This is a genomic window from Pseudomonas putida (assembly GCF_001976065.1).
GTDB lineage: Bacteria > Pseudomonadota > Gammaproteobacteria > Pseudomonadales > Pseudomonadaceae > Aquipseudomonas > Aquipseudomonas serbica.
Map to the genome: position 1 here is coordinate 91,854 of NZ_MNAH01000006.1, position 20,271 is coordinate 112,124.

Genomic DNA, 20,271 nt, shown 5'->3' on the forward strand with positions numbered 1-20,271 from the left:
ATGGAAATTGTCATGTCCAGGTTTTCTGCTGCCCCCTGCTTGAGCGCTGCCCAAGCCCCCCTAGCCCTGAACGAATCCGGCATTCGTTTCAGGCACGCCACCGCCATCCTGTGCGGTGCCTTGCTGGCGCCCTCCGCGCTGGCCGATGAACACGCAGGCCATAACGAAGAATTGAGCCCGACAGTGATCACCGCCATTGCCCCGAGCTCGCCACTGACCATCGTCACCGACCCCAGGGACCCGCGCCAACCTGTGCCGGCCAGCGACGGTTCGGATTATCTGAAAACCATTCCGGGGTTCGCCCAAGTGCGCAATGGCGGCACCAACGGCGACCCGGTGCTGCGTGGCATGTTCGGTTCGCGCCTGAACATCCTCACCAACGGCGGCATGATGCTCGGTGCCTGTCCTGGCCGGATGGACGCACCGACTTCATACATCTCTGCGCAGACGTACGACAAACTGACCGTCATCAAGGGTCCGCAGACCGTGCTCTGGGGGCCGGGGGCCTCGGCCGGCACCATCCTCTTCGACCGCGAACCGCAGAGCTTCGGCGAGTTCGGCACGCGCGTAAACGCCAGTGTGCTGGCCGGCTCCAACGGCCGTTTCGACAAAGTGGTGGACGCGGCGGCTGGCGGCCCATTGGGCTACGTGCGAGTGATCGGCAACACCGCCCAGGCCGATGACTACAAGGATGGCAACAACGACACCGTGGCATCGCGTTATGACAAATGGAACGGCGACGTCGCGCTCGGCTGGACCCCGGACGAAGATACCCTGCTGGAGCTGACCGCTGGCAAGGGTGACGGTGAGGCGCGCTACGCAGGACGCAGCATGGACGGTTCGCAGTTCAAGCGCGAGAGCCTCGGCCTGCGCTTCGAGAAGTCCAACATCAGCGACGTGCTGGAAACGCTCGAGGCGCAGGTCTACTACAACTACGCCGACCATGTCATGGACAACTACACGCTGCGCACGCCGTCCGGCACCGGGATGATGGCCGGCCCCATGGCGTCCAACGTCGACCGTCGCACACTCGGCGCGCGGGTCAAGGCCACCTGGCGCTGGGCCGACGTGCAGTTGATCGGCGGCATCGACGCGCAGACCAACGAACACCGCCAGCGCAGCGCCATGGGCATCGACACCTATAAGGACCTGCCGTACACCAAGGACGCCGACTTCCACAACTACGGGGCATTCGGCGAATTGACCTGGTACGCCGCCGAGCGCGATCGACTTATCAGCGGCGCACGCCTGGACCGTGCTTCGGCCAAGGATTACCGGCAAACCATCGGTTCGGGAATGATGACCCGACCCAACCCAACCGCAGACGACACCCGCGCCGACACGCTGCCCAGCGGTTTCATCCGCTACGAACACGACCTGGCCAATAGCCCGACCACGCTGTATGCGGGGCTCGGTCACACCCAGCGTTTCCCGGATTACTGGGAACTGTTTTCGGCCAATTCCGGCCCCGCGGGATCAGTGAACGCCTTCGACTCGATCAAGCCGGAGAAAACCACCCAGCTCGACGTCGGCCTGCAATACAAGACCGAAGAACTTGATGCCTGGGCCTCGGCTTACCTCGGCCAGGTGCGCGATTACATCCTGTTCAACTACACGCCAGCGATGATGGGCATGACCTCGCAAGCCGAAAACATCGACGCGCGAATCATGGGTGGCGAACTGGGCGCCGCTTACAAACTCACCAAGCAATGGAAAGCCGACGCCACCCTGGCCTACGCCTGGGGCAAGAACAGCAGTGATGGCAGCGCATTGCCGCAAATGCCACCGCTGGATGCCCGCCTCGGCCTGACCTACAGCGAAGACAACTGGAGCGCCGGCGCACTGTGGAGAGTGGTTGCCGCACAAAACCGTATCGACCAGAACAAAGGCAACGTGGTCGGCAAGGACTTCGACAAGACCCCGGGTTTTGGCGTGTTCTCGCTCAACGGTGCCTATCGGATCAACCCGCACTGGACGGTCAGCAGCGGCATCGACAACCTGTTCGGCAAAGCCTATGCCGAGCACTTGAACCTGGCCGGCAACGCCGGCTTCGGTTACCCGGCCAATGACCCGCAAGCCATCAAGGAACCGGGGCGTACGCTCTGGACCAAGGTGGATATGAGCTTCTAAGAGCACCGCGGCAAGCCCGCTCCACTGTAGGGGCGAGCCTGCTCGCGATCGGTTGCGCAGCAACCGCCAACACACAACCAAAAGATCCAAGCCAAGCGGAGCACACGTGATGAAACAGCCCAAAGTGAATTTCTACAACCTGGCCTGGCGCTGGCATTTCTATGCCGGACTGTTCGTTGCGCCATTCATGGTGATGCTGGCCCTGACCGGCACGATTTATCTGTTCAAACCGCAACTCGACTCGCTGATGTACAGCAGTCTGCTCAACGTCCCGGCCGGTCACCACACGGTGCCGGCCGATGACCTGCTCGACCGGGTGAAAAGCGCCTATCCACAAGCAACCATCAAACAGTACCTGCCGCCGATCAACGCCGAGCGCAGTGCCCAGTATGTCGTGCTCAACGGCGGTACCGAGCTGAATGTGTTCGTCGACCCTTACCACGGCGACATCCTTGGCGAGCAAGACGCCAAGAAGAACCTGCAAGCGGTCGCGCGCGCGATTCACGGCGAGCTGATGATCGGCACCGTCGGTGACCGACTGGTGGAACTGGCTGCTGGCTGGGGGGTGGTGCTGGTGGTATCCGGGGTGTTCCTGTGGTGGCCGCGCGGTCAGGCGGCGGGCATTCTCTGGCCGCGCCTGAGCAGTCGAGGCCGGGTGTTGTGGCGCGACCTGCACGCCGTCATCGGCTTCTGGGGTGCCTCGTTGTTGCTGGTGATGCTGCTCAGCGGCATGACCTGGACCGGGTTCTGGGGCAAGCAGTACGCTGCCGTCTGGAACGTGTTTCCGGCGGCGATGTGGGACAACGTGCCCCAATCCGATGTCGAAGCGCGCAGCCTCAACAGTGCGACTCGCCAGACCGTGCCGTGGGCCATGGAAAATACGCCGATGCCGATGTCCGGCGGCCACGCCGAACACATGGCCCACGGTGGTGCGCCAGCCGGTCCGGCTGCACCCACCATCAGCCTGCAGGACGTGCAGGACATCGCCGTGCAACGCAAGGTCGAGCCAGGCTACAGCATCACCTTCCCGAGCACGGCCACCGGTGTGTTCACCATCGCCGTGTTCGCCGATGACCCACGCAACGACGCCACCCTGCATGTCGATCAATACACCGGCAACGTCCTCGCCGACGTACGTTACGAGCACTACGGCGCCGTCGCCCGCGCCACGGAAATCGGCGTGATGCTGCACGAAGGCAAGATGTTCGGCACGCTCAACCAGATCATCGTCCTGCTCATCTGCCTGATGATTTTGCTCAGCGCGGTCAGCGGCGTGGTGATCTGGTGGAAACGTCGTCCGCAAGGCAAGTTCGGTGTCCCACCGCTGCGCCACGACCTGCCGAAATGGAAAACCGCGATGGTGATCATGTTCGCCCTGGCGGTAGCCTTCCCGTTGGTGGGTGCGTCACTGGTGGTGGTGTGGGTACTGGACAAGCTGCTGCTGGCTCGCCTCAACCGGCAAGCTGAGCCCGATTCGGCAGCTTGAGCGATACCTGGGCAAGCAGCGAATCGTGCTTGCCCGTCATCCCTCATTACGCCCCAATCTGGCGCACCTCAACGCACCAGTGCGTCCACTGCGTGCCTTGATGGTGCGCAAAATATCCGTGCAACCGCTCTAACACGACATTCCCCTGCCTTTGTACGACCAGGCACAGCCCTTGCTAACGACCCTTCAGTAGTCCGCATCTGCCAACCAAGAAAAATATCCAATGTTCATGGAGATCGCACAATGAAGCGTCGCAGTTTGATCAAGGCTTTCACACTCACGGCAAGCATTGCCGCGATGGGCATGACCTGGACTGTCCAGGCCGCCGAGACCATCAAGGTCGGTATCCTGCATTCGTTGTCCGGCACCATGGCGATCTCCGAGACGTCGCTCAAGGACATGGCACTGATGACCATTGACGAGATCAACGCCAAGGGCGGCGTGAACGGCAAGATGCTCGAAGCGGTAGTAGTGGACCCGGCGTCGAACTGGCCTCTGTTCGCCGAGAAAGGCCGGCAGCTGCTGACCCAGGACAAGGTTGCCGTGGTGTTCGGGTGCTGGACCTCGGTGTCGCGCAAATCGGTACTGCCGGTGTTCGAAGAACTCAATGGCCTGCTGTTCTACCCGGTGCAGTACGAAGGCGAAGAGATGTCGCCGAACGTGTTCTACACCGGCGCTGCGCCGAACCAGCAAGCGATCCCCGCCGTTGAATACCTGATGAGCGAAGAAGGGGGCGGTGCCAAACGCTATTTCCTGCTGGGCACCGACTACGTCTACCCGCGAACCACCAACAAGATCCTGCGTTCGTTCCTGCACTCCAAAGGCGTAGCCGACAAAGACATCGAAGAGGTCTACACCCCCTTCGGTCACAGCGACTACCAGACCATCGTTGCCAACATCAAGAAGTTCTCGACCGGCGGAAAGACGGCGGTCATCTCCACCGTCAACGGCGATTCCAACGTGCCGTTCTACAAAGAACTGGCCAACCAGGGCCTGAAAGCCACCGACGTGCCGGTCGTGGCGTTCTCGGTGGGCGAAGAAGAACTGCGCGGCATCGACACCAAGCCGCTGGTGGGCAACCTCGCGGCCTGGAACTACTTCGAGTCGGTGGAGAACCCGGCGAACAAGAAATTCGTCGCCGACTGGAAAGCCTACGCGAAGAAACACAACCTGCCGGGTGCCGACAAAGCCGTGACCAACGACCCGATGGAAGCGACCTACGTCGGCATCCATATGTGGGCGCAAGCGGCTGAAAAAGCCAAGTCCACCGACGTCGACAAAGTCCGCGAAGCCCTGGGTGGCCAGACCTTCGCCGCACCGTCCGGCTACACCCTGACCATGGACAAGACCAACCACCACCTGCACAAGCCGGTGATGATCGGCGAGATCCAGGCCGACGGTCAGTTCAACGTGGTGTGGCAGACCGAAGGACCGATCCGTGCCCAGCCGTGGAGCCCGTTCATCCCGGGCAACGACAAGAAGCCGGAGTATGCGGTGAAGAGCAACTAAGCCACTGGATGTCGGGCTGATGAGCATTTCCGACCCGACACAACCCCCCTGTGGGAGCGGGCTTGCTCGCGAAAGCGGTATGTCATTCAACCTGGATGCAAGCTGACCCACCGCTTTCGCGAGCAAGCCCGCTCCCACAATTAGTCCGAGCAAGGCGACTTTTTATGCCCATTGCCCTTTACCGTTTATTTCTCGCCGTCGCACTCCTGCTGCCCATGCTGGCCCACGCCGGTGACGCTGAAGACTTCGTCGCCGCCAATCCCGTGCAGCAAGCCAAATTGCTGGAAACCTGGGCCGCGCAGCCCGATCCGGCCCGTATCGAGCTGATCAACGCCCTGCAACAAGGCGAATTGACCATCGACGGCCAGCCGAAAACCTTGCGCCTGAATAACCGCCTGCGGGGTCTGATCGACACCGCATTGGCCAGCCACCAATTGCTTGCCGCCGACGCCAAAATCCGTCTGGACGCCGCACAGCAGTTGCAGAAAAGCGCCAAACCCGCGCAGCTGAAATTCCTTGACCAACAACTGGCGGGAGAACAGGACGAGAGCGTTCACGCCGCCCTCAGCCTGGCCCTGGCCAATCTGCAATTGGTCGACGCCGACCCGGCAGTGCGACTCGCCGCCATCCGCCTGCTCGGCGAAACCGGCGACCCACTGGCCCGCACCCGCCTCGAAAATCTGCTGGCGCCGGGCGTTGAAACCGACGCAAATGTACGCACCGCCGCCGAAACCAGTCTCGCCCAGGTCAAACGTAAATTGCTGGTGGGTGAACTCCTTGGCCAGGCCTTCAGCGGCATGTCCCTGGGCTCGATCCTGTTGCTCGCCGCCCTGGGACTGGCGATCACCTTCGGCCTCCTCGGCGTGATCAACATGGCCCATGGCGAGATGCTGATGCTCGGCGCCTACTCGACCTACGTGGTGCAGCTGATGTTCCAGCGCTTCGCCCCGCAGGCCATCGAGTTCTATCCGCTGATCGCGCTGCCGGTGGCGTTTTTCGTCACCGCCGGGATCGGCATGGCGCTGGAACGCACGGTGATTCGCCACCTCTACGGCCGTCCACTGGAAACCCTGCTCGCCACCTGGGGCATCAGCCTGATGTTGATCCAGTTGGTGCGCCTGGTGTTCGGCGCGCAAAACGTCGAGGTGGCCAACCCGGCGTGGTTGTCGGGCGGGATTCAAGTGCTGCCCAACCTGGTGCTGCCGTACAACCGCATCGTGATCATCGCGTTCGCGCTGTTTGTGGTGGTGCTGACCTGGCTGCTGCTGAACAAGACGCGCCTGGGCCTGAACGTGCGCGCCGTCACTCAGAATCGCAACATGGCGGCCTGCTGTGGCGTGCCCACCGGGCGCGTGGATATGCTCGCCTTCGGCCTCGGCTCGGGCATTGCCGGCCTCGGCGGCGTGGCGCTCAGCCAGATCGGCAACGTCGGCCCGGACCTCGGCCAGAGCTACATCATCGACTCGTTCCTGGTAGTGGTGCTCGGTGGTGTCGGGCAACTGGCCGGTAGCGTGTTTGCCGCATTCGGCCTGGGGATCGCCAACAAGATTCTCGAACCGCAAATCGGTGCCGTGCTCGGCAAGATCCTCATCCTCGCGCTGATCATTTTGTTCATCCAGAAACGTCCGCAAGGCCTCTTCGCACTCAAAGGACGGGTGATCGACTGATGAACCAGCCCCTGCTCGTTACCGCGACACAAAAAGCCGGCCCGAAAGTCACGATTGCCGTTGGCGCGGTGATCCTCGTTTTGCTCCTGGCGTTGCCGCTGCTCTCATTGTTGCCCGCCGACAGTGCGCTGCACGTCTCCGCCTACACCCTGACCCTGGTGGGCAAGATCCTTTGCTACGCCATCGTTGCCCTGGCGCTGGACCTGGTCTGGGGGTATGCCGGCTTGCTATCCCTGGGTCACGGGCTGTTTTTCGCCCTCGGCGGTTATGCCATGGGCATGTACCTGATGCGCCAGGCCTCCGGCGATGGCTTGCCGGCCTTCATGACGTTCCTGTCGTGGAGCGAATTGCCCTGGTACTGGACCGGCACCAGCAGCTTTCTCTGGGCCATGTGTCTTGTCGTATTGGCGCCGGGATTGCTCGCGCTGGTGTTCGGTTTCTTCGCCTTCCGCTCGCGGATCAAGGGCGTGTATTTCTCGATCATGACCCAGGCCCTGACCTTCGCCGGCATGCTCCTGTTTTTCCGCAACGAAACCGGGTTTGGCGGCAATAACGGCTTCACCAACTTCCGCACGATTCTCGGCTTTGGCATTACTGAACCTGGCACCCGTGCAGTACTGTTTTTCGCCACGGTGCTATTGCTGGTGGCGAGCCTGTACATCGGTTGGCGCCTGGCCCAGAGCAAGTTTGGTCGAGTGCTGACCGCATTGCGCGACGCAGAAAACCGCTTGATGTTCTGCGGCTACGACCCGCGCGGATTCAAGCTGTTCGTGTGGGTGTTGAGCGCGGTGTTGTGCGGCCTGGCGGGTGCGTTGTACGTGCCGCAAGTGGGCATCATCAACCCGAGTGAAATGTCGCCGACCAACTCGATTGAAGCAGCGGTATGGGTCGCCCTCGGCGGTCGCGGCACCTTGATTGGTCCATTGCTCGGCGCCGGCGTGGTCAACGGCATGAAGAGCTGGTTCACCGTGGCCTTCCCGGAATACTGGCTGTTCTTCCTCGGCGCGCTGTTCATCGTCGTGACCCTGTACCTGCCCAAGGGCGTGATCGGTTTGCTGAAGAAAAGAGGTGAACAATGAGAGTCACTGCGACCGCTGAATTCATGCTCGAACCGGCGTTTTTTCCCGTGGAGCCGAACAAGGACGCCGGCACCAGCCGCGATGTCATCGGCCTCGGCCAGCGTGCAGGCAAAGGCCTGAACACCCGCCATGGCACCATCCTGACCCTGGAAGACATCAGCGTCAGCTTCGATGGTTTCAAGGCGCTGAACGACTTGAACCTGTACATCGGCGTCGGCGAACTGCGCTGCATCATCGGCCCCAACGGCGCGGGCAAGACCACGCTGATGGACGTGATCACCGGCAAGACCCGCCCCAGCCACGGCAAGGCCTGGTTCGGCGAAACCCTGGACCTGACGCAGATGAGCGAAGTGCAGATTGCCCAGGCCGGCATTGGCCGCAAATTCCAGAAACCGACCGTGTTCGAAGCCCTGAGTGTGTTCGAGAACCTGGAGCTGGCGCAGAAAACCGACAAGTCGGTGTGGGCCAGTCTGCGGGCGCGCTTGAGTGGCGAACAGAAAGACCGGATCGCCGAGGTGCTCGACACCATTCGCCTGACCGCTTCGGTCAATCGTCCCGCTGGCTTGCTGTCCCACGGCCAGAAGCAGTTCCTGGAAATCGGCATGCTGTTGATGCAAGACCCGCAACTGCTGCTGCTCGACGAACCGGTGGCCGGCATGACCGACGCCGAAACCGAATTCACCGCCGAACTGTTCAAGACCCTGGCCGGCAAGCACTCGCTGATGGTGGTGGAGCACGACATGGGCTTCGTCGGCTCGATCGCCGACCACGTCACCGTGTTGCACCAGGGCAGCGTGCTGGCCGAGGGATCGCTGGAGCAGGTGCAGGACAACGAACGGGTGATCGACGTGTATCTCGGCCGCTGAGATTTGCGAACACCGAACCTGTAGGAGCTGGCTTGCCAGCGAAGCTTTTGGCGTCATTCAGTACGCCTTCGCTGGCAAGCCAGCTCCTACAGGGATTTGAGGAGAGTTTGAACATGCTGCAAGTTGACAAGCTGCACCAATACTACGGCGGTAGCCACATCCTGCGCGGCCTGACGTTTGACGTGAAGGTCGGCGAAGTCACCTGCCTGCTCGGCCGTAACGGCGTGGGCAAGACCACCCTGCTCAAGTGCCTGATGGGCCTGCTGCCGGCCAAGGAAGGCGCGGTGAATTGGGAGGGCAAACCGATCACCGCGTTCAAGCCGCACCAGCGGGTGCATGCCGGCATCGCCTACGTGCCCCAGGGCCGGGAGATCTTCGGCCGCCTGACCGTGGAGGAAAACCTGCTGATGGGGTTGTCGCGCTTTCCCGGCGGTGAGGCCAAGGAAGTCCCGGCGTTCATCTACGAACTGTTTCCGGTACTGCTGCAGATGAAGCAACGGCGCGGCGGTGACTTGTCCGGCGGCCAACAGCAGCAATTGGCGATTGGCCGGGCGTTGGCCAGCCGCCCACGCCTGTTGATTCTCGACGAGCCCACCGAAGGCATCCAGCCGTCGGTGATCAAGGAAATCGGCGCAGTGATCAAGAAACTTGCGGCGCGCGGTGACATGGCGATTTTGCTGGTGGAGCAGTTCTACGACTTTGCCGCCGAACTGGCCGATCAGTACCTGGTGATGTCCCGCGGCGAGATCGTGCAGCAGGGCCGCGGCGAAAACATGGAAGCCGAAGGTGTCCGCGGCCTGGTTACGATCTAATCTGTGGCGTCCTGACGATAATCAGAAACTATGAATCTACCACTACCTACTGCCCTGTTTACCCCGAGCTGGCATGCCGAGCTGGAGCTGGGCTACGCCCGCTTCGGCGACAGCACACGCCCGGTCCAGCGACGGCACAAAGGCCCGCTGCGGGTGCAGAAGCACCTGTATGCCGAAGGGCCCGAAGTGTGCCAGCACATCATCGTGCATCCGCCGGGCGGGATCGCCGGCGGCGACCGCTTGGACATCAGCGCCAGTGTCGGCCGTGAGGCGTGGGCGCAAATCACCAGCCCCGGCGCGGCCAAGTGGTATCGCGCGGCAGGCCCGGCTTATCAGAAACTTGACCTGAAAGTGGCCCAGGGCGCGACACTGGAATGGCTGCCACAAGAGACGATCATCTTCAGCGATGCCCGGGCCGAACTCAGCACGACCATTGATCTGCAAGGTGATGCGCGGCTGTTTTATTGGGATGTGGTGGCGCTGGGTCGCCCGGCCAGTGGCGAGCGTTTCGATCTCGGCCATTTCCAGGGGCAACTGGATATCCGCCGCGACGGCCAGTTGCTCTGGCACGAACGCCAGCGCATTGTCGGTGGTGATGGCTTGCTCGACTCGCCGATCGGGCTGGATGGGCAACCGGTGTTTGCCACCCTGCTGGTGACCGGGGAAATTGACAGCGATCTGCTGGAGCAATGCCGTTCATTGCCCAACGATGTGCGCGGGGATTTGACCCAGTTGCCGGGGCTTCTGGTTGCTCGTTGCCTGGCCAGCGAAGCGCTGCTGGCGCGAGGCTGGCTGATTGATTTGTGGCGGTTATTGCGCCCTGCACTGCTCGGCCGAGAAGCCCTCCCCCCCAGAATATGGAGCACCTGAACACCGCTCCCCCTGCAGGAGCTGGCTTGCCAGCGAAGGCGTACTCAATGTCGCCAAAAGCTTCGCTGGCAAGCCAGCTCCTACAGGTGATGTATTTACAGATCCGAATTTTTATCTGCCCAGATGGACTCCAACGATGGACCTGACCCCACGCGAAAAAGACAAGCTGCTGATCTTCACCGCCGGCCTCGTCGCCGAACGGCGTTTGGCCCGCGGCGTGAAGCTCAATTATCCGGAGGCCATGGCCTACATTTCCGCGGCGCTGCTCGAAGGTGCCCGTGACGGCCAGACCGTGGCCGAGCTGATGCACTTCGGCACGACCCTGCTCAGCCGCGAACAAGTGATGGAAGGCATCCCGGAAATGATCCCGGAGATCCAGGTGGAAGCCACCTTCCCCGACGGCACCAAGCTGGTCACCGTTCACCAACCCATCGCCTGAGGACGCGCCATGACTTATCACATCCGCGATGCGGTGCATGCCGACCTGCCGGCGATCCGTGACATCTACAACGACGCGGTGCTCAACACCACGGCGATCTGGAACGAACAGGCCGTGGACCTCGGCAACCGCCAGGCCTGGTTCAGCGCCCGGCAATCCCAGGGTTATCCGATCCTGGTGATCGTCGACGGCGAGAACAGCGTGCTGGGCTACGCTTCGTTTGGTGATTGGCGACCGTTCGATGGTTTCCGCCACACCGTCGAGCATTCGGTCTACGTGCGCAGCGACCAGCGCGGCAATGGCCTGGGCCCACGATTGATGGACGTGCTGATCGAGCGCGCCAAAGACTGCAACAAACATGTGATGGTCGCCGCCATCGAAAGCGGCAATGCCGCTTCCATTCGTCTGCATGAACGCGTCGGTTTCGTGACCACCGGCCAGATGCCGCAAGTCGGCACCAAGTTCGGTCGCTGGCTGGACCTGACCTTCATGCAACTGACACTCAATCCTGGCGCCGAACCGCCGCCCGCCAACAAGGAGTAACACCTGATGAACGCCGCCCAACTGCGACGCGTCAACATTGAAAGCTTTGCGCACTATCGTCAGGGTTTGATCGATTTGCTCCTCGACGCCGTCGGCTATGGCGCCAGTGTCGGGTTCATGGCGAATCTGGACGCGACGCAGGCCCGCGCCTATTTCGATGAAGTCCAGGAGAACCTGAACAAGGGCAATGTACTGCTGTGGGTGGTGGTCAAGGACGAGCAGGTCCAGGCCAGTGTACAGCTGACCCTGTGCCAGAAAGCCAATGGCCTGAACCGCGCTGAGGTGCAGAAACTGCTGGTGCGCGAGGACGCCAGGCGCCGCGGCCTGGGCCAACAATTGATGAGCGCACTGGAACAGGCGGCCCTGCAGCACAAACGCGGCATGCTCTACCTTGATACCGAGGCCGGCTCACCTGCCGAGGATTTCTACAAGGCACTGGGTTACACCCGCGCCGGCGAAATCCCCGACTACGCCTGCGATCCGAGCGGCCTCTACAAGCCCACCGCCCTCTATTACAAGATTCTCCAGGGAGCCCATTGATGATTCCCGGTGAATACCAGATCCAGCCCGGCGACATCGAACTCAACGTCGGCCGCCGTACTGTCAGCTTGAAAGTGGCCAACAGCGGCGACCGGCCGATCCAGGTTGGCTCGCACTACCACTTTTTCGAAACAAACGACGCCCTGACCTTCGACCGCGCCAGCAGTCGCGGCATGCGCCTGAACATCCCCGCCGGCACCGCCGTGCGTTTTGAACCGGGCCAGAGCCGCGAGGTCGAGCTTGTCGATCTGGCCGGGCATCGCCGGGTGTTCGGCTTTGCCGGACGGATCATGGGCGACCTTTAAGTGATGTGCAGCCTGTACCGGCCCCTTCGCTGGCAAGCCAGCTCCTACAGGGGATCGTATTTCAACGGAAATTGTAGGAGCTGGCTTGCCAGCGATAGCGAGCTACGCGAGCGGTCTCGAAAACCATTGAATCCCAAGGCAAGCGCATGAAAATTTCAAAACAAGCCTACGCCGACATGTTCGGCCCCACCGTCGGTGACAAGGTCCGCCTGGCCGACACCGAGCTATGGGTCGAAGTGGAAAAAGACTTCACCACCTACGGCGAAGAAGTGAAGTTCGGCGGTGGCAAGGTTATCCGTGACGGCCAGGGCCAGAGCCAGTTACTGGCCGCTGAAGTCGTCGATACCCTGATCACCAACGCGCTGATCATCGACCACTGGGGCATCGTCAAGGCGGACGTCGGCCTTAAGGACGGTCGCATCGCCGCCATCGGCAAAGCCGGCAACCCGGACATCCAGCCCGACGTCAACATCGCCATCGGCGCCAGCACCGAAGTGATCGCCGGCGAAGGCATGATCCTCACCGCCGGCGGCATCGACACGCACATCCACTTCATCTGCCCGCAGCAGATCGAAGAAGCGCTGATGAGCGGTGTCACCACCATGATCGGCGGCGGCACCGGGCCTGCCACCGGCACCAACGCCACCACCTGCACCTCCGGGCCATGGCATCTGGCGCGCATGCTCCAGGCCGCCGACGCCTTCCCGATGAACATCGGCCTGACCGGCAAGGGCAACGCCAGCCTGCCCGAGCCGCTGATAGAACAGGTCAAGGCCGGCGCCATCGGCCTCAAGCTCCACGAAGACTGGGGCACCACCCCGGCAAGCATCGACAACTGCCTGAGTGTCGCCGACCAGTACGACGTGCAGGTGGCGATCCACACCGACACCCTCAACGAGTCGGGCTTCGTGGAAACCACCCTCGCCGCTTTCAAGGGTCGTACCATCCACACCTATCACACCGAAGGAGCGGGCGGTGGCCATGCCCCGGACATCATCAAGGCCTGCGGCTTCGCGAACGTGCTGCCGAGCTCTACCAACCCGACCCGGCCGTTCACCCGCAACACTATCGACGAACACCTCGACATGCTGATGGTCTGTCACCACCTGGACCCGAGCATTGCCGAAGACGTGGCCTTCGCCGAAAGCCGCATTCGCCGCGAAACCATCGCCGCCGAAGACATCCTCCACGACCTCGGCGCGTTCTCGATGATCAGCTCCGACAGCCAGGCCATGGGCCGTGTCGGTGAGGTGATCACCCGCACCTGGCAAACTGCCGACAAGATGAAAAAGCAGCGCGGCCCGCTGCCCCTGGACGGCGAAGGCAACGACAACTTCCGCGCCAAACGCTACATCGCCAAGTACACCATCAACCCGGCGATCACCCATGGCATCAGCCATGAAGTGGGCTCGATCGAAGTGGGTAAATGGGCCGACCTGGTGCTCTGGCGTCCAGCGTTCTTCGGGGTCAAACCCACGCTGATCCTCAAGGGCGGTGCTATCGCGGCCAGCCTGATGGGTGATGCCAACGCCTCGATTCCAACGCCGCAACCGGTGCACTACCGGCCGATGTTCGCCAGTTATGGCGGATCCCTGCACGCCACCAGCCTGACCTTTATCAGCCAGGCGGCGCAGGAGGCCGGGCTTGCTGAAGCCCTGGGCTTGAAGAAGAAAATCGCCGTGGTCAAAGGTTGTCGCAAGGTGCAGAAAACCGATTTGATCCACAACGATTACCTGCCAGACATCGAGGTCGATCCGCAGACTTATCAGGTCAAGGCTGACGGCATTTTGCTGTGGTGCGAGCCGGCGGATGTGTTGCCGATGGCCCAGCGTTACTTCCTGTTCTGATCGACTGAGCAACGCAAGGAAAAGGCCTGGATGCTTGCGCAGACCCAGGCCTTTGTTCTTCGTTTAATGACGGCATCAGAGCGGGTGCTTGGCCAACTCCTCGCGAGTGCATTTCTCGATCAGCGACGCCTCTTCGATCTGGAGTTGAGCGTCCAGTTCGTCGGATTGCGTCTTGTACTGCGCTTCTGATAATTCCCCTGCCTGCAGGTTTTCTCGCAAATTGGCCAGGCGATCCTGATAGGGCTCGCGTTGCGCTTCGAATTGCGCCCGGTATTTGTTCGTCACAAAGTCCTTCCAGAAGTCTTTCGCCACCAGCGACTGAAACTCTTCAGGTGAACTGTCCAGTGCCACGACCTGGTTGTATGCCCTGTCCAGCATCACCGGGGTAACGTTGCCAAGGCCTGTGAACCTGACTTGCTGCGGCTGGCCCGGCAATTCGAGCCGGTCCTTGAGGCCGAAACGGTAGGCCAGTTTTATCTCGACCTCTTCCAGAGCACTGATCCGCCGTAGCTTTTCGGCAGCCGTCAAACCCGGCATGTCATTGATCGCGGTGGTGCGTTGCTGGATATCCGCCAGGGCGATTTTCTCAACCTCGTCCAGGCGGAACAGCCCTCGGGACAATTTCAGGAGCGTCGCAGCCTGATCCCCATCCAAGGCCAGTGTCCGGGCCCGGTACACCATTGCCATGATTTCCAGATTGCTGAATGACAACGCTGCACGGTCACAGCAGGCTGGTCGCCCGGCCCACTCGAACATCTGATCACGAAGGGCTTCGGATTCAGGGTTGGCTTCGGTAATGGCGTCGATGACCTCCCACACGCGCCGCTGAAGGTCTGCGAGGCCGGAAGCGGCAGGGGTAAGGTCGTTGAGTACCTGGAAGAAGCCGTTGGAACCCTCCTGCGCGAGCAGCGTCTGCCATTGCGCTTGTCTGGCCGGAATCCGCTCGGCGGCCAGGCCGGTGGTCCAGCGCTGCAGGGCTGTCGGATTTCGCCCTCCGACGCTACCTCGATCCACGGGTGCCACACGGGCCTGGTACTCAAAGACTCCCGGTCGCCGTAACGCTGAAACATCGGGTCGTTCTCGCTCAAGACGCGTCCAGTAGTCACGAAGCTGTCGCCGGCTGACTTCCGACAATGGATTGCCACCAATGTAAGTGAAGTTGTTGATTCGTGCCGCCTCCTCAAGTTGCGCGTCCGGCGGGGCAATGACCGATTGCGGAATCGTCGTGATCTGGTTGTTTCTCAGATCGATAACATCCAGCAACGGCTGCTCACCCAAGCCGACTGGCCAGCTATCAACGCCGATCGTGTTCAACGCCAGCGAGCGCATGTCCGTTATCGCGCTGAAATCCGGCAGCATGCCCAAAGGGTTCCGAGACAGGTTCAACGACCGGAGCGTGCTGCGCCTCGCCAGCAACTGGGCGGTCTCGGGGGTCAACCGAATACGGTTGTCCTGGAGAAACAAGCGCGTCAGCCCATGCATTTCATCCAGCGCCGGGGGTATCGCGGTCAGCCGGTTATTCGACAGATCCAGCCAACGCACGCCTCTGAAATGCGCAAGAAAGCCCTCTGGAGACACACTCAAGCCCATGTTGTTGAGTTTGAGCGAACCCACATGGCTGAAATCGGCCTCGATATCTGGAACGCTATCAAGTGTCTGGCGACTCAGATCAAGTTCAAAACCGATCGGGGTTCCGTCGTTGGCATTCTTTTGCGGGGCTTGCCGCCTCCAGCAGCGGCGAATCCGGTCAGCAGCGGTGTATCGGTCTGCCCGCTCGGACAGCCCGGCAGGAGCCTGACCGGCGCGAATGTAACGTTGACGGGCGCCACCTCCCGAAAACGACCAGGCCGACAACTGCCGATTCAAGGTTTCATACTCACTCTCAAGGCGAGCCAGCTCGGAGCTTGCCTCGCTCCCATGGGTTTGCAGAAATTCGGCAATCTCGAATTCGTTGAAGTCAGGGTACAGTTGACGAATTCTGGCGCTCATCGAGTCGAGCACTTTGAATGCACCGGGAAGACTGCCCTCCAACAGGTCAGGCCTCAGCGCTTGCAGCTGCTCCCGATAATCCTTGAGCTGCTCCCAGCCTTGACGCGTAAACGGGTTACCCTCAAGAAGCGTGACACGATTGACTCTCGCGTTCGCCTCAAGCGGCTCCCCCACCATGGAGAGCATCGCCCGGGGTACTTCAGTGAGCTGGTTATTTCGCAGGTCCAGCTCCTGCAGGTCGGGCAGGCTTTGCGCTCCCTCCGGCCATAGATCGATGCCCGTGCCATTGAGGCTGATCTTCCTCAGTCGAGGCATCGTGCTCAAGTCCGGCGGGAGACCCAACGGGTTTTTCAACAAATCGAGCTCTTCAAGTGCACTCAATTTTCCGAGCACTGCCGCATTGTGTTCATTGAATCGAACCCGGCTGCCCCTGAGGCTCAGGCGGGTCAGGCCTTTCATATCACCGATCGCCTCGGGGAGGTCTTTGAGCAGGGCCATTCGCTCCAGCTTTAGCGTCTTGAGCCCGGTGAACCCCTTGAGAAAGGCATTGAGGTTGCCTGCACCTGTACTCGCCAGCGCCAGTGTCTCGACATGACTGAATTGGGCATTCAAGGGCGGCAGCTCTACAGCGGAGTCGATGGTCAACGCCGCTCCGCTCTGTCGCCGCCAGCAGCGCTTGATAGTGCTGGCGACCTGACGCTCTCGCCCACCCGGGATTCGCCCCTCGACAGCGGGATTGCTTTGTGCCGTGACACGGGCTTGAACCCAGCTATTCAGCTCTTGCTTGAGTGTCGCGTATTCGGCTTCACGTCGAGTCAGACCGCCTCGCACGTCGTCCCCCAGTGAGCGCAGGAAGGCCTCAACCTCGGCTTCGTTGAAATCGGGATACAGCTTCAGCGCGCGCGCGCGCGGCGTTCGGAAAAAGCTGGCCACTTGTTGCCCGGAAGGCAGTAACGGACCTACGCCACCGAGCAACTTCATGCCCGGTTCGACGCTCGGTTTGAACAATGGACGCTTCTGAAGAACCACCCTGAACTGTTCCCGCGGCAGCGGTGCCTGCTGCACAGCCCGCTTCAATCGCTCGGCCTCCTCCAGCGTGTAGCCCAATGCCTGCCGCTCCTCTGCCGTCAGGGCCTGCAAAACAGACGAATAAAGGTTGGCAGAGGATGATTGGGCGAACCGGGTGTTTTCATCAACCACCAGTACCGCGCGTGTCGGTATTTGCGGTGCACCGATCACGTCCAGTAACGTCCCTTGCGGACCATACTCGCGCAGTTCGAAGCGCACGCCCTTCGGCCAGCCCGGCAGCGCTTCAAGACTGCGCAGCGCCAGGCGCTCGCTGTCGACACCGGATGAAGTCTCGAGGTAGAGGCCCTCATACGCATGGGCCAGACGCAGATCCTGGCGGGCCCATTCGGCTTGTTCATAAATACGCCGAGGCAGGGGACCTGAATTGCCCAAGGCCAGCAGATCTTCCTCAGTCGCCTCCTCCACAATCTGTTCCACGACGACAGTGGGCAACTGCGGGAAAAAGACCTTGATCCGCGCCACGGAACTGCTCGCGCTCGCCTGCTGCGCGCGGTACAAAGACTCGAACAATGAGCGTTTTTTATTCTGTACCGCGCGAGCGATTTCCTTGCGCAGCTCAACGGCCCGTTGATCCAGCGTCAGATCCGATGTCCCTGAAACGTTTTTGATGTCGACCCTCTGCGCCTTCAACATGTCCAGCAGCGAGGTCAGTACGGTGCCGTTCGCTGCCTCCTGGTCCCCCACGACGAACGTTAACCTGCGCGCCCCTTCGCGCTGCGCTATCGGGTCCTCCCAGATGAGCTGTGACTGACTGTCCAGGACTTTGATCGCAGGTGAAGCGGGCAATAGTTCCTGACTGCGCATGACCCTGAACTGCATGGCCAAATCGGCCTTGGCGTATACCTGGGGGTTTTCGCTGGCGATCTGCTCCCTGAATACTTCGATGTCCCGGTCGATTCGAAAACGTGTGAGGGTGTCGGACAGCTGTGCCGCTGGCCGCCCTTGCTCGACATGCAGCTGGCGCAGTTGATCGGGCTCCACACCACTGGTGACCCGTATCTGTTCCAGCTGCGCATCGGTGAACGCTTGCGCGCGATAGCCCAGGCGCCGCATCAGGATCGGCCCGTCCCAGCTCAAGGGTTCTTCGGCTTCGTGGGTCCAGGCACCAGCACCGTTATGTTCCAGTCGTGGTGCATAGGCATCCGTACGGTTCGGATGCCGGATACGAAATTGCCCGACGCCCTGATCCCGCTTGACGACAAAATGATCATCGCCCAGCGGCAGGATGTCCTGCCCCTTGTAACGATGCAGGCCCAGCTCGTTTGGCGTTGAACCCGCCGGCAGCTTGAGGGGGGCTCTGTATGGCCCGAGGTCAGGCTTCCACAGACGTGGCTTGCCAGTTGCCGATGTCACCGGCTGCAAACCCTCGACAAAAGGCTCGGGCTTGACGGCTGTGAGCTTGCCAACGCCCTTGCTCGCGCCATGCATCGCGACAATCAGTGCAAGGTTCTCTGCGACGTCGGCCAGGTGCGCCAGGGCGGCGCGATGATCACCCTCGCTCCACTCGATCACCCCTTCAAACGTCTCGCTCATGAGCTGAGCAGCCATGACACCCATCATGACTTCACCCTGCACCGGGACGAACATGGATACCCCGTTCAACAGCAGCATGCCGACCTCCAGCAATACCGCCATTTTCTGTGCCCGTACATTGGCGTCCACTTGCGCGGTAGGCACAGCGTAGTGACGGGCATCAGCCATGATCTTGTCACGGCTCTTATCAAAGAGGTCCACCCATAGATCAGCATTGGGGCCCCACAACCCTCGCTCGGCAAAACTCGAGGTACGTGTGTAGGGGTCTTCAATCGGCTCCTGTCTGGGCACTTGTTCCGGAGGCAGTTCCCTGGGCGCGTAAAGCACAGAAAATGGATTGATCGCATCAAACCCTTTCAGCCAGGGAGATCGCAGCGCGGCCAGCGGATCCGCCAGTGCGTCTTTAGCCTTCTGGGTGAACTGACTGAAGTAATAGGGGCGATCAGCATAAGCCACGAACTGGCTGAAAAATCGTTGATACTCGGTCAAGCCGTCGTCCCGAGACTGTGCAGCATCCCTGGCCGTGAACTGGCGCTTGAGCTCCGCATCCATCTCACGATCCTTGTAGCGCTTCAACGGATGCTCCGGATCGTGGGGCACGTAGAGAATCATTTCATCGGAGTATTTGTATTTTTCACCAATCAGAAAAAGCACACAGCCGGTCATCTTTTTCTTCATCAGTCCCAGGTCACGAAACCACACCGGCTTGCCATCCACTTGGGGGGTCATCTCCCCGCCGATGACCGACAGGATCATTGTGTAATCCTTGGGTTCGATGTCCTTTTTCAGCAAGGCCATCTCGGCAGCAGCCCTCATCGCGTCTTTTTGGCTGGTCACAAACAGTTGCCGCAGAAATGCCACTGCCACCGGATTTGGCGATTGCAGAAAGTCCTTCAGGTAAGCCTGGTATTTCGCTCCGATATCCAGCTCCCGACACAGCGTCAAAAACTGCGCCACCGTCAGGGAGGTGGTCACTTTGCCGAGTACGCCCGGCGTCAATTCAGAAACAAAACCAGAAGAGGAGTGAAAGTGCCCGGCCCCACACTCATCCTCTTCGAAGTTGTGCATCGCCGCTTGCAGCAGCGGCAGTGTCAACACCTCGAACGTACCGGCCTCGTATTTGAAAACGCCCAGTTCCAGGGGCTTTTTCAGTTGCACAAACGTCTTGTTGACATCCAGTTCCACCGCGAACCGGTCCTTTAGCGCGCTGACCAGCAAGGGTTCGGCGAAGGCGTTGATGTCTTGCATATTCAACATGGTTTTATCAAGCAGGCTCTGGGACTTGATACTGGCCTCGAACCGCGCGTTCAAGACCAGACGCTGCCCCTGGGAGGCTGCCAGGTACCAATCGGGAAGAACGACCGGGGCCTTTTTCACGGCTTCTCGTCGTGCGGGCGAGGCATTCACAAGCCAGGCCGGGATGGCCTTGGCAATGAACTCGGCGTGAACACTTGGTTGTTCGGCAGTCGGTGACGGCGCTGCCGTTTTTTCAGGGCTTTCGTTTTGATTTCGCAAGGTACATATCCTTATGTACGAGTTATTGGGCCGACACGAAGATCGTCAGTCT

General features: G+C 60.9%; 14 protein-coding genes. 13 read left to right on the forward strand and 1 reads right to left on the reverse strand.

The features are described 5' to 3' along the window. The first annotated feature begins 12 nt into the window (after nucleotides 1-12). The 13 genes from BKX96_RS20740 (at nucleotide 13) to ureC (ending at nucleotide 14,093) form a co-directional block, all read left to right on the forward strand. Nucleotides 13-2,130 (forward strand): TonB-dependent copper receptor, encoded by a 2,118-nt coding sequence (locus BKX96_RS20740; RefSeq protein WP_077185360.1) that lies wholly within the window; start codon nucleotides 13-15, stop codon nucleotides 2,128-2,130. A gap of 109 nt (nucleotides 2,131-2,239) precedes the next feature. Beyond that, nucleotides 2,240-3,616: a PepSY-associated TM helix domain-containing protein gene (locus BKX96_RS20745; protein WP_077185362.1), complete on the forward strand. Its 1,377-nt coding sequence runs from the start codon at nucleotides 2,240-2,242 to the stop codon at nucleotides 3,614-3,616. 243 nt (nucleotides 3,617-3,859) lie between these two features. Further along, nucleotides 3,860-5,125, forward strand: a complete 1,266-nt coding sequence (urtA, locus tag BKX96_RS20750) for an urea ABC transporter substrate-binding protein (RefSeq protein WP_077185364.1) — start codon at nucleotides 3,860-3,862, stop codon at nucleotides 5,123-5,125. Nucleotides 5,126-5,289: 164 nt separating this feature from the next. Beyond that, nucleotides 5,290-6,792, forward strand: a complete 1,503-nt coding sequence (urtB, locus tag BKX96_RS20755) for an urea ABC transporter permease subunit UrtB (protein ID WP_046819718.1) — start codon at nucleotides 5,290-5,292, stop codon at nucleotides 6,790-6,792. Next, a complete protein-coding gene (gene urtC, locus BKX96_RS20760; RefSeq protein ID WP_046819719.1) occupies nucleotides 6,792-7,871 on the forward strand; it encodes an urea ABC transporter permease subunit UrtC in 1,080 nt (359 codons plus the stop codon). Before urtB ends, urtC begins: the two co-directional genes overlap by 1 nt. Beyond that, nucleotides 7,868-8,737 (forward strand): urea ABC transporter ATP-binding protein UrtD, encoded by an 870-nt coding sequence (gene urtD, locus BKX96_RS20765; RefSeq protein ID WP_046819720.1) that lies wholly within the window; start codon nucleotides 7,868-7,870, stop codon nucleotides 8,735-8,737. Before urtC ends, urtD begins: the two co-directional genes overlap by 4 nt. A gap of 113 nt (nucleotides 8,738-8,850) precedes the next feature. Further along, the gene (gene urtE, locus BKX96_RS20770) at nucleotides 8,851-9,549 is read left to right on the forward strand and encodes an urea ABC transporter ATP-binding subunit UrtE (protein WP_046819721.1); all 699 of its coding nucleotides are present in this window, start codon (nucleotides 8,851-8,853) and stop codon (nucleotides 9,547-9,549) included. 30 nt (nucleotides 9,550-9,579) lie between these two features. Further along, nucleotides 9,580-10,419: an urease accessory protein UreD gene (locus BKX96_RS20775; RefSeq protein WP_046819722.1), complete on the forward strand. Its 840-nt coding sequence runs from the start codon at nucleotides 9,580-9,582 to the stop codon at nucleotides 10,417-10,419. 136 nt (nucleotides 10,420-10,555) lie between these two features. Beyond that, nucleotides 10,556-10,858 carry an urease subunit gamma gene (ureA, locus tag BKX96_RS20780; RefSeq protein ID WP_007907366.1) on the forward strand — a complete coding sequence of 101 codons (303 nt, stop codon included), beginning with the start codon at nucleotides 10,556-10,558 and terminating at the stop codon, nucleotides 10,856-10,858. Nucleotides 10,859-10,867: 9 nt separating this feature from the next. Then, nucleotides 10,868-11,401, forward strand: a complete 534-nt coding sequence (locus tag BKX96_RS20785) for a GNAT family N-acetyltransferase (RefSeq protein WP_046819723.1) — start codon at nucleotides 10,868-10,870, stop codon at nucleotides 11,399-11,401. A gap of 6 nt (nucleotides 11,402-11,407) precedes the next feature. After that, a complete protein-coding gene (locus BKX96_RS20790; RefSeq protein ID WP_046819724.1) occupies nucleotides 11,408-11,941 on the forward strand; it encodes a GNAT family N-acetyltransferase in 534 nt (177 codons plus the stop codon). Beyond that, nucleotides 11,941-12,246 carry an urease subunit beta gene (locus BKX96_RS20795; protein WP_046819725.1) on the forward strand — a complete coding sequence of 102 codons (306 nt, stop codon included), beginning with the start codon at nucleotides 11,941-11,943 and terminating at the stop codon, nucleotides 12,244-12,246. The genes BKX96_RS20790 and BKX96_RS20795 overlap by 1 nt, the downstream gene beginning before the upstream one ends. A 146-nt stretch (nucleotides 12,247-12,392) precedes the next feature. Next, nucleotides 12,393-14,093, forward strand: a complete 1,701-nt coding sequence (ureC, locus tag BKX96_RS20800) for an urease subunit alpha (protein ID WP_077185371.1) — start codon at nucleotides 12,393-12,395, stop codon at nucleotides 14,091-14,093. 75 nt (nucleotides 14,094-14,168) lie between these two features. Here the strand turns inward: ureC and BKX96_RS20805 are convergent, their stop codons facing one another. Beyond that, nucleotides 14,169-20,219 (reverse strand): NEL-type E3 ubiquitin ligase domain-containing protein, encoded by a 6,051-nt coding sequence (locus tag BKX96_RS20805; protein WP_077185373.1) that lies wholly within the window; start codon nucleotides 20,217-20,219, stop codon nucleotides 14,169-14,171. Between the last annotated feature and the right edge of the window lie 52 nt (nucleotides 20,220-20,271).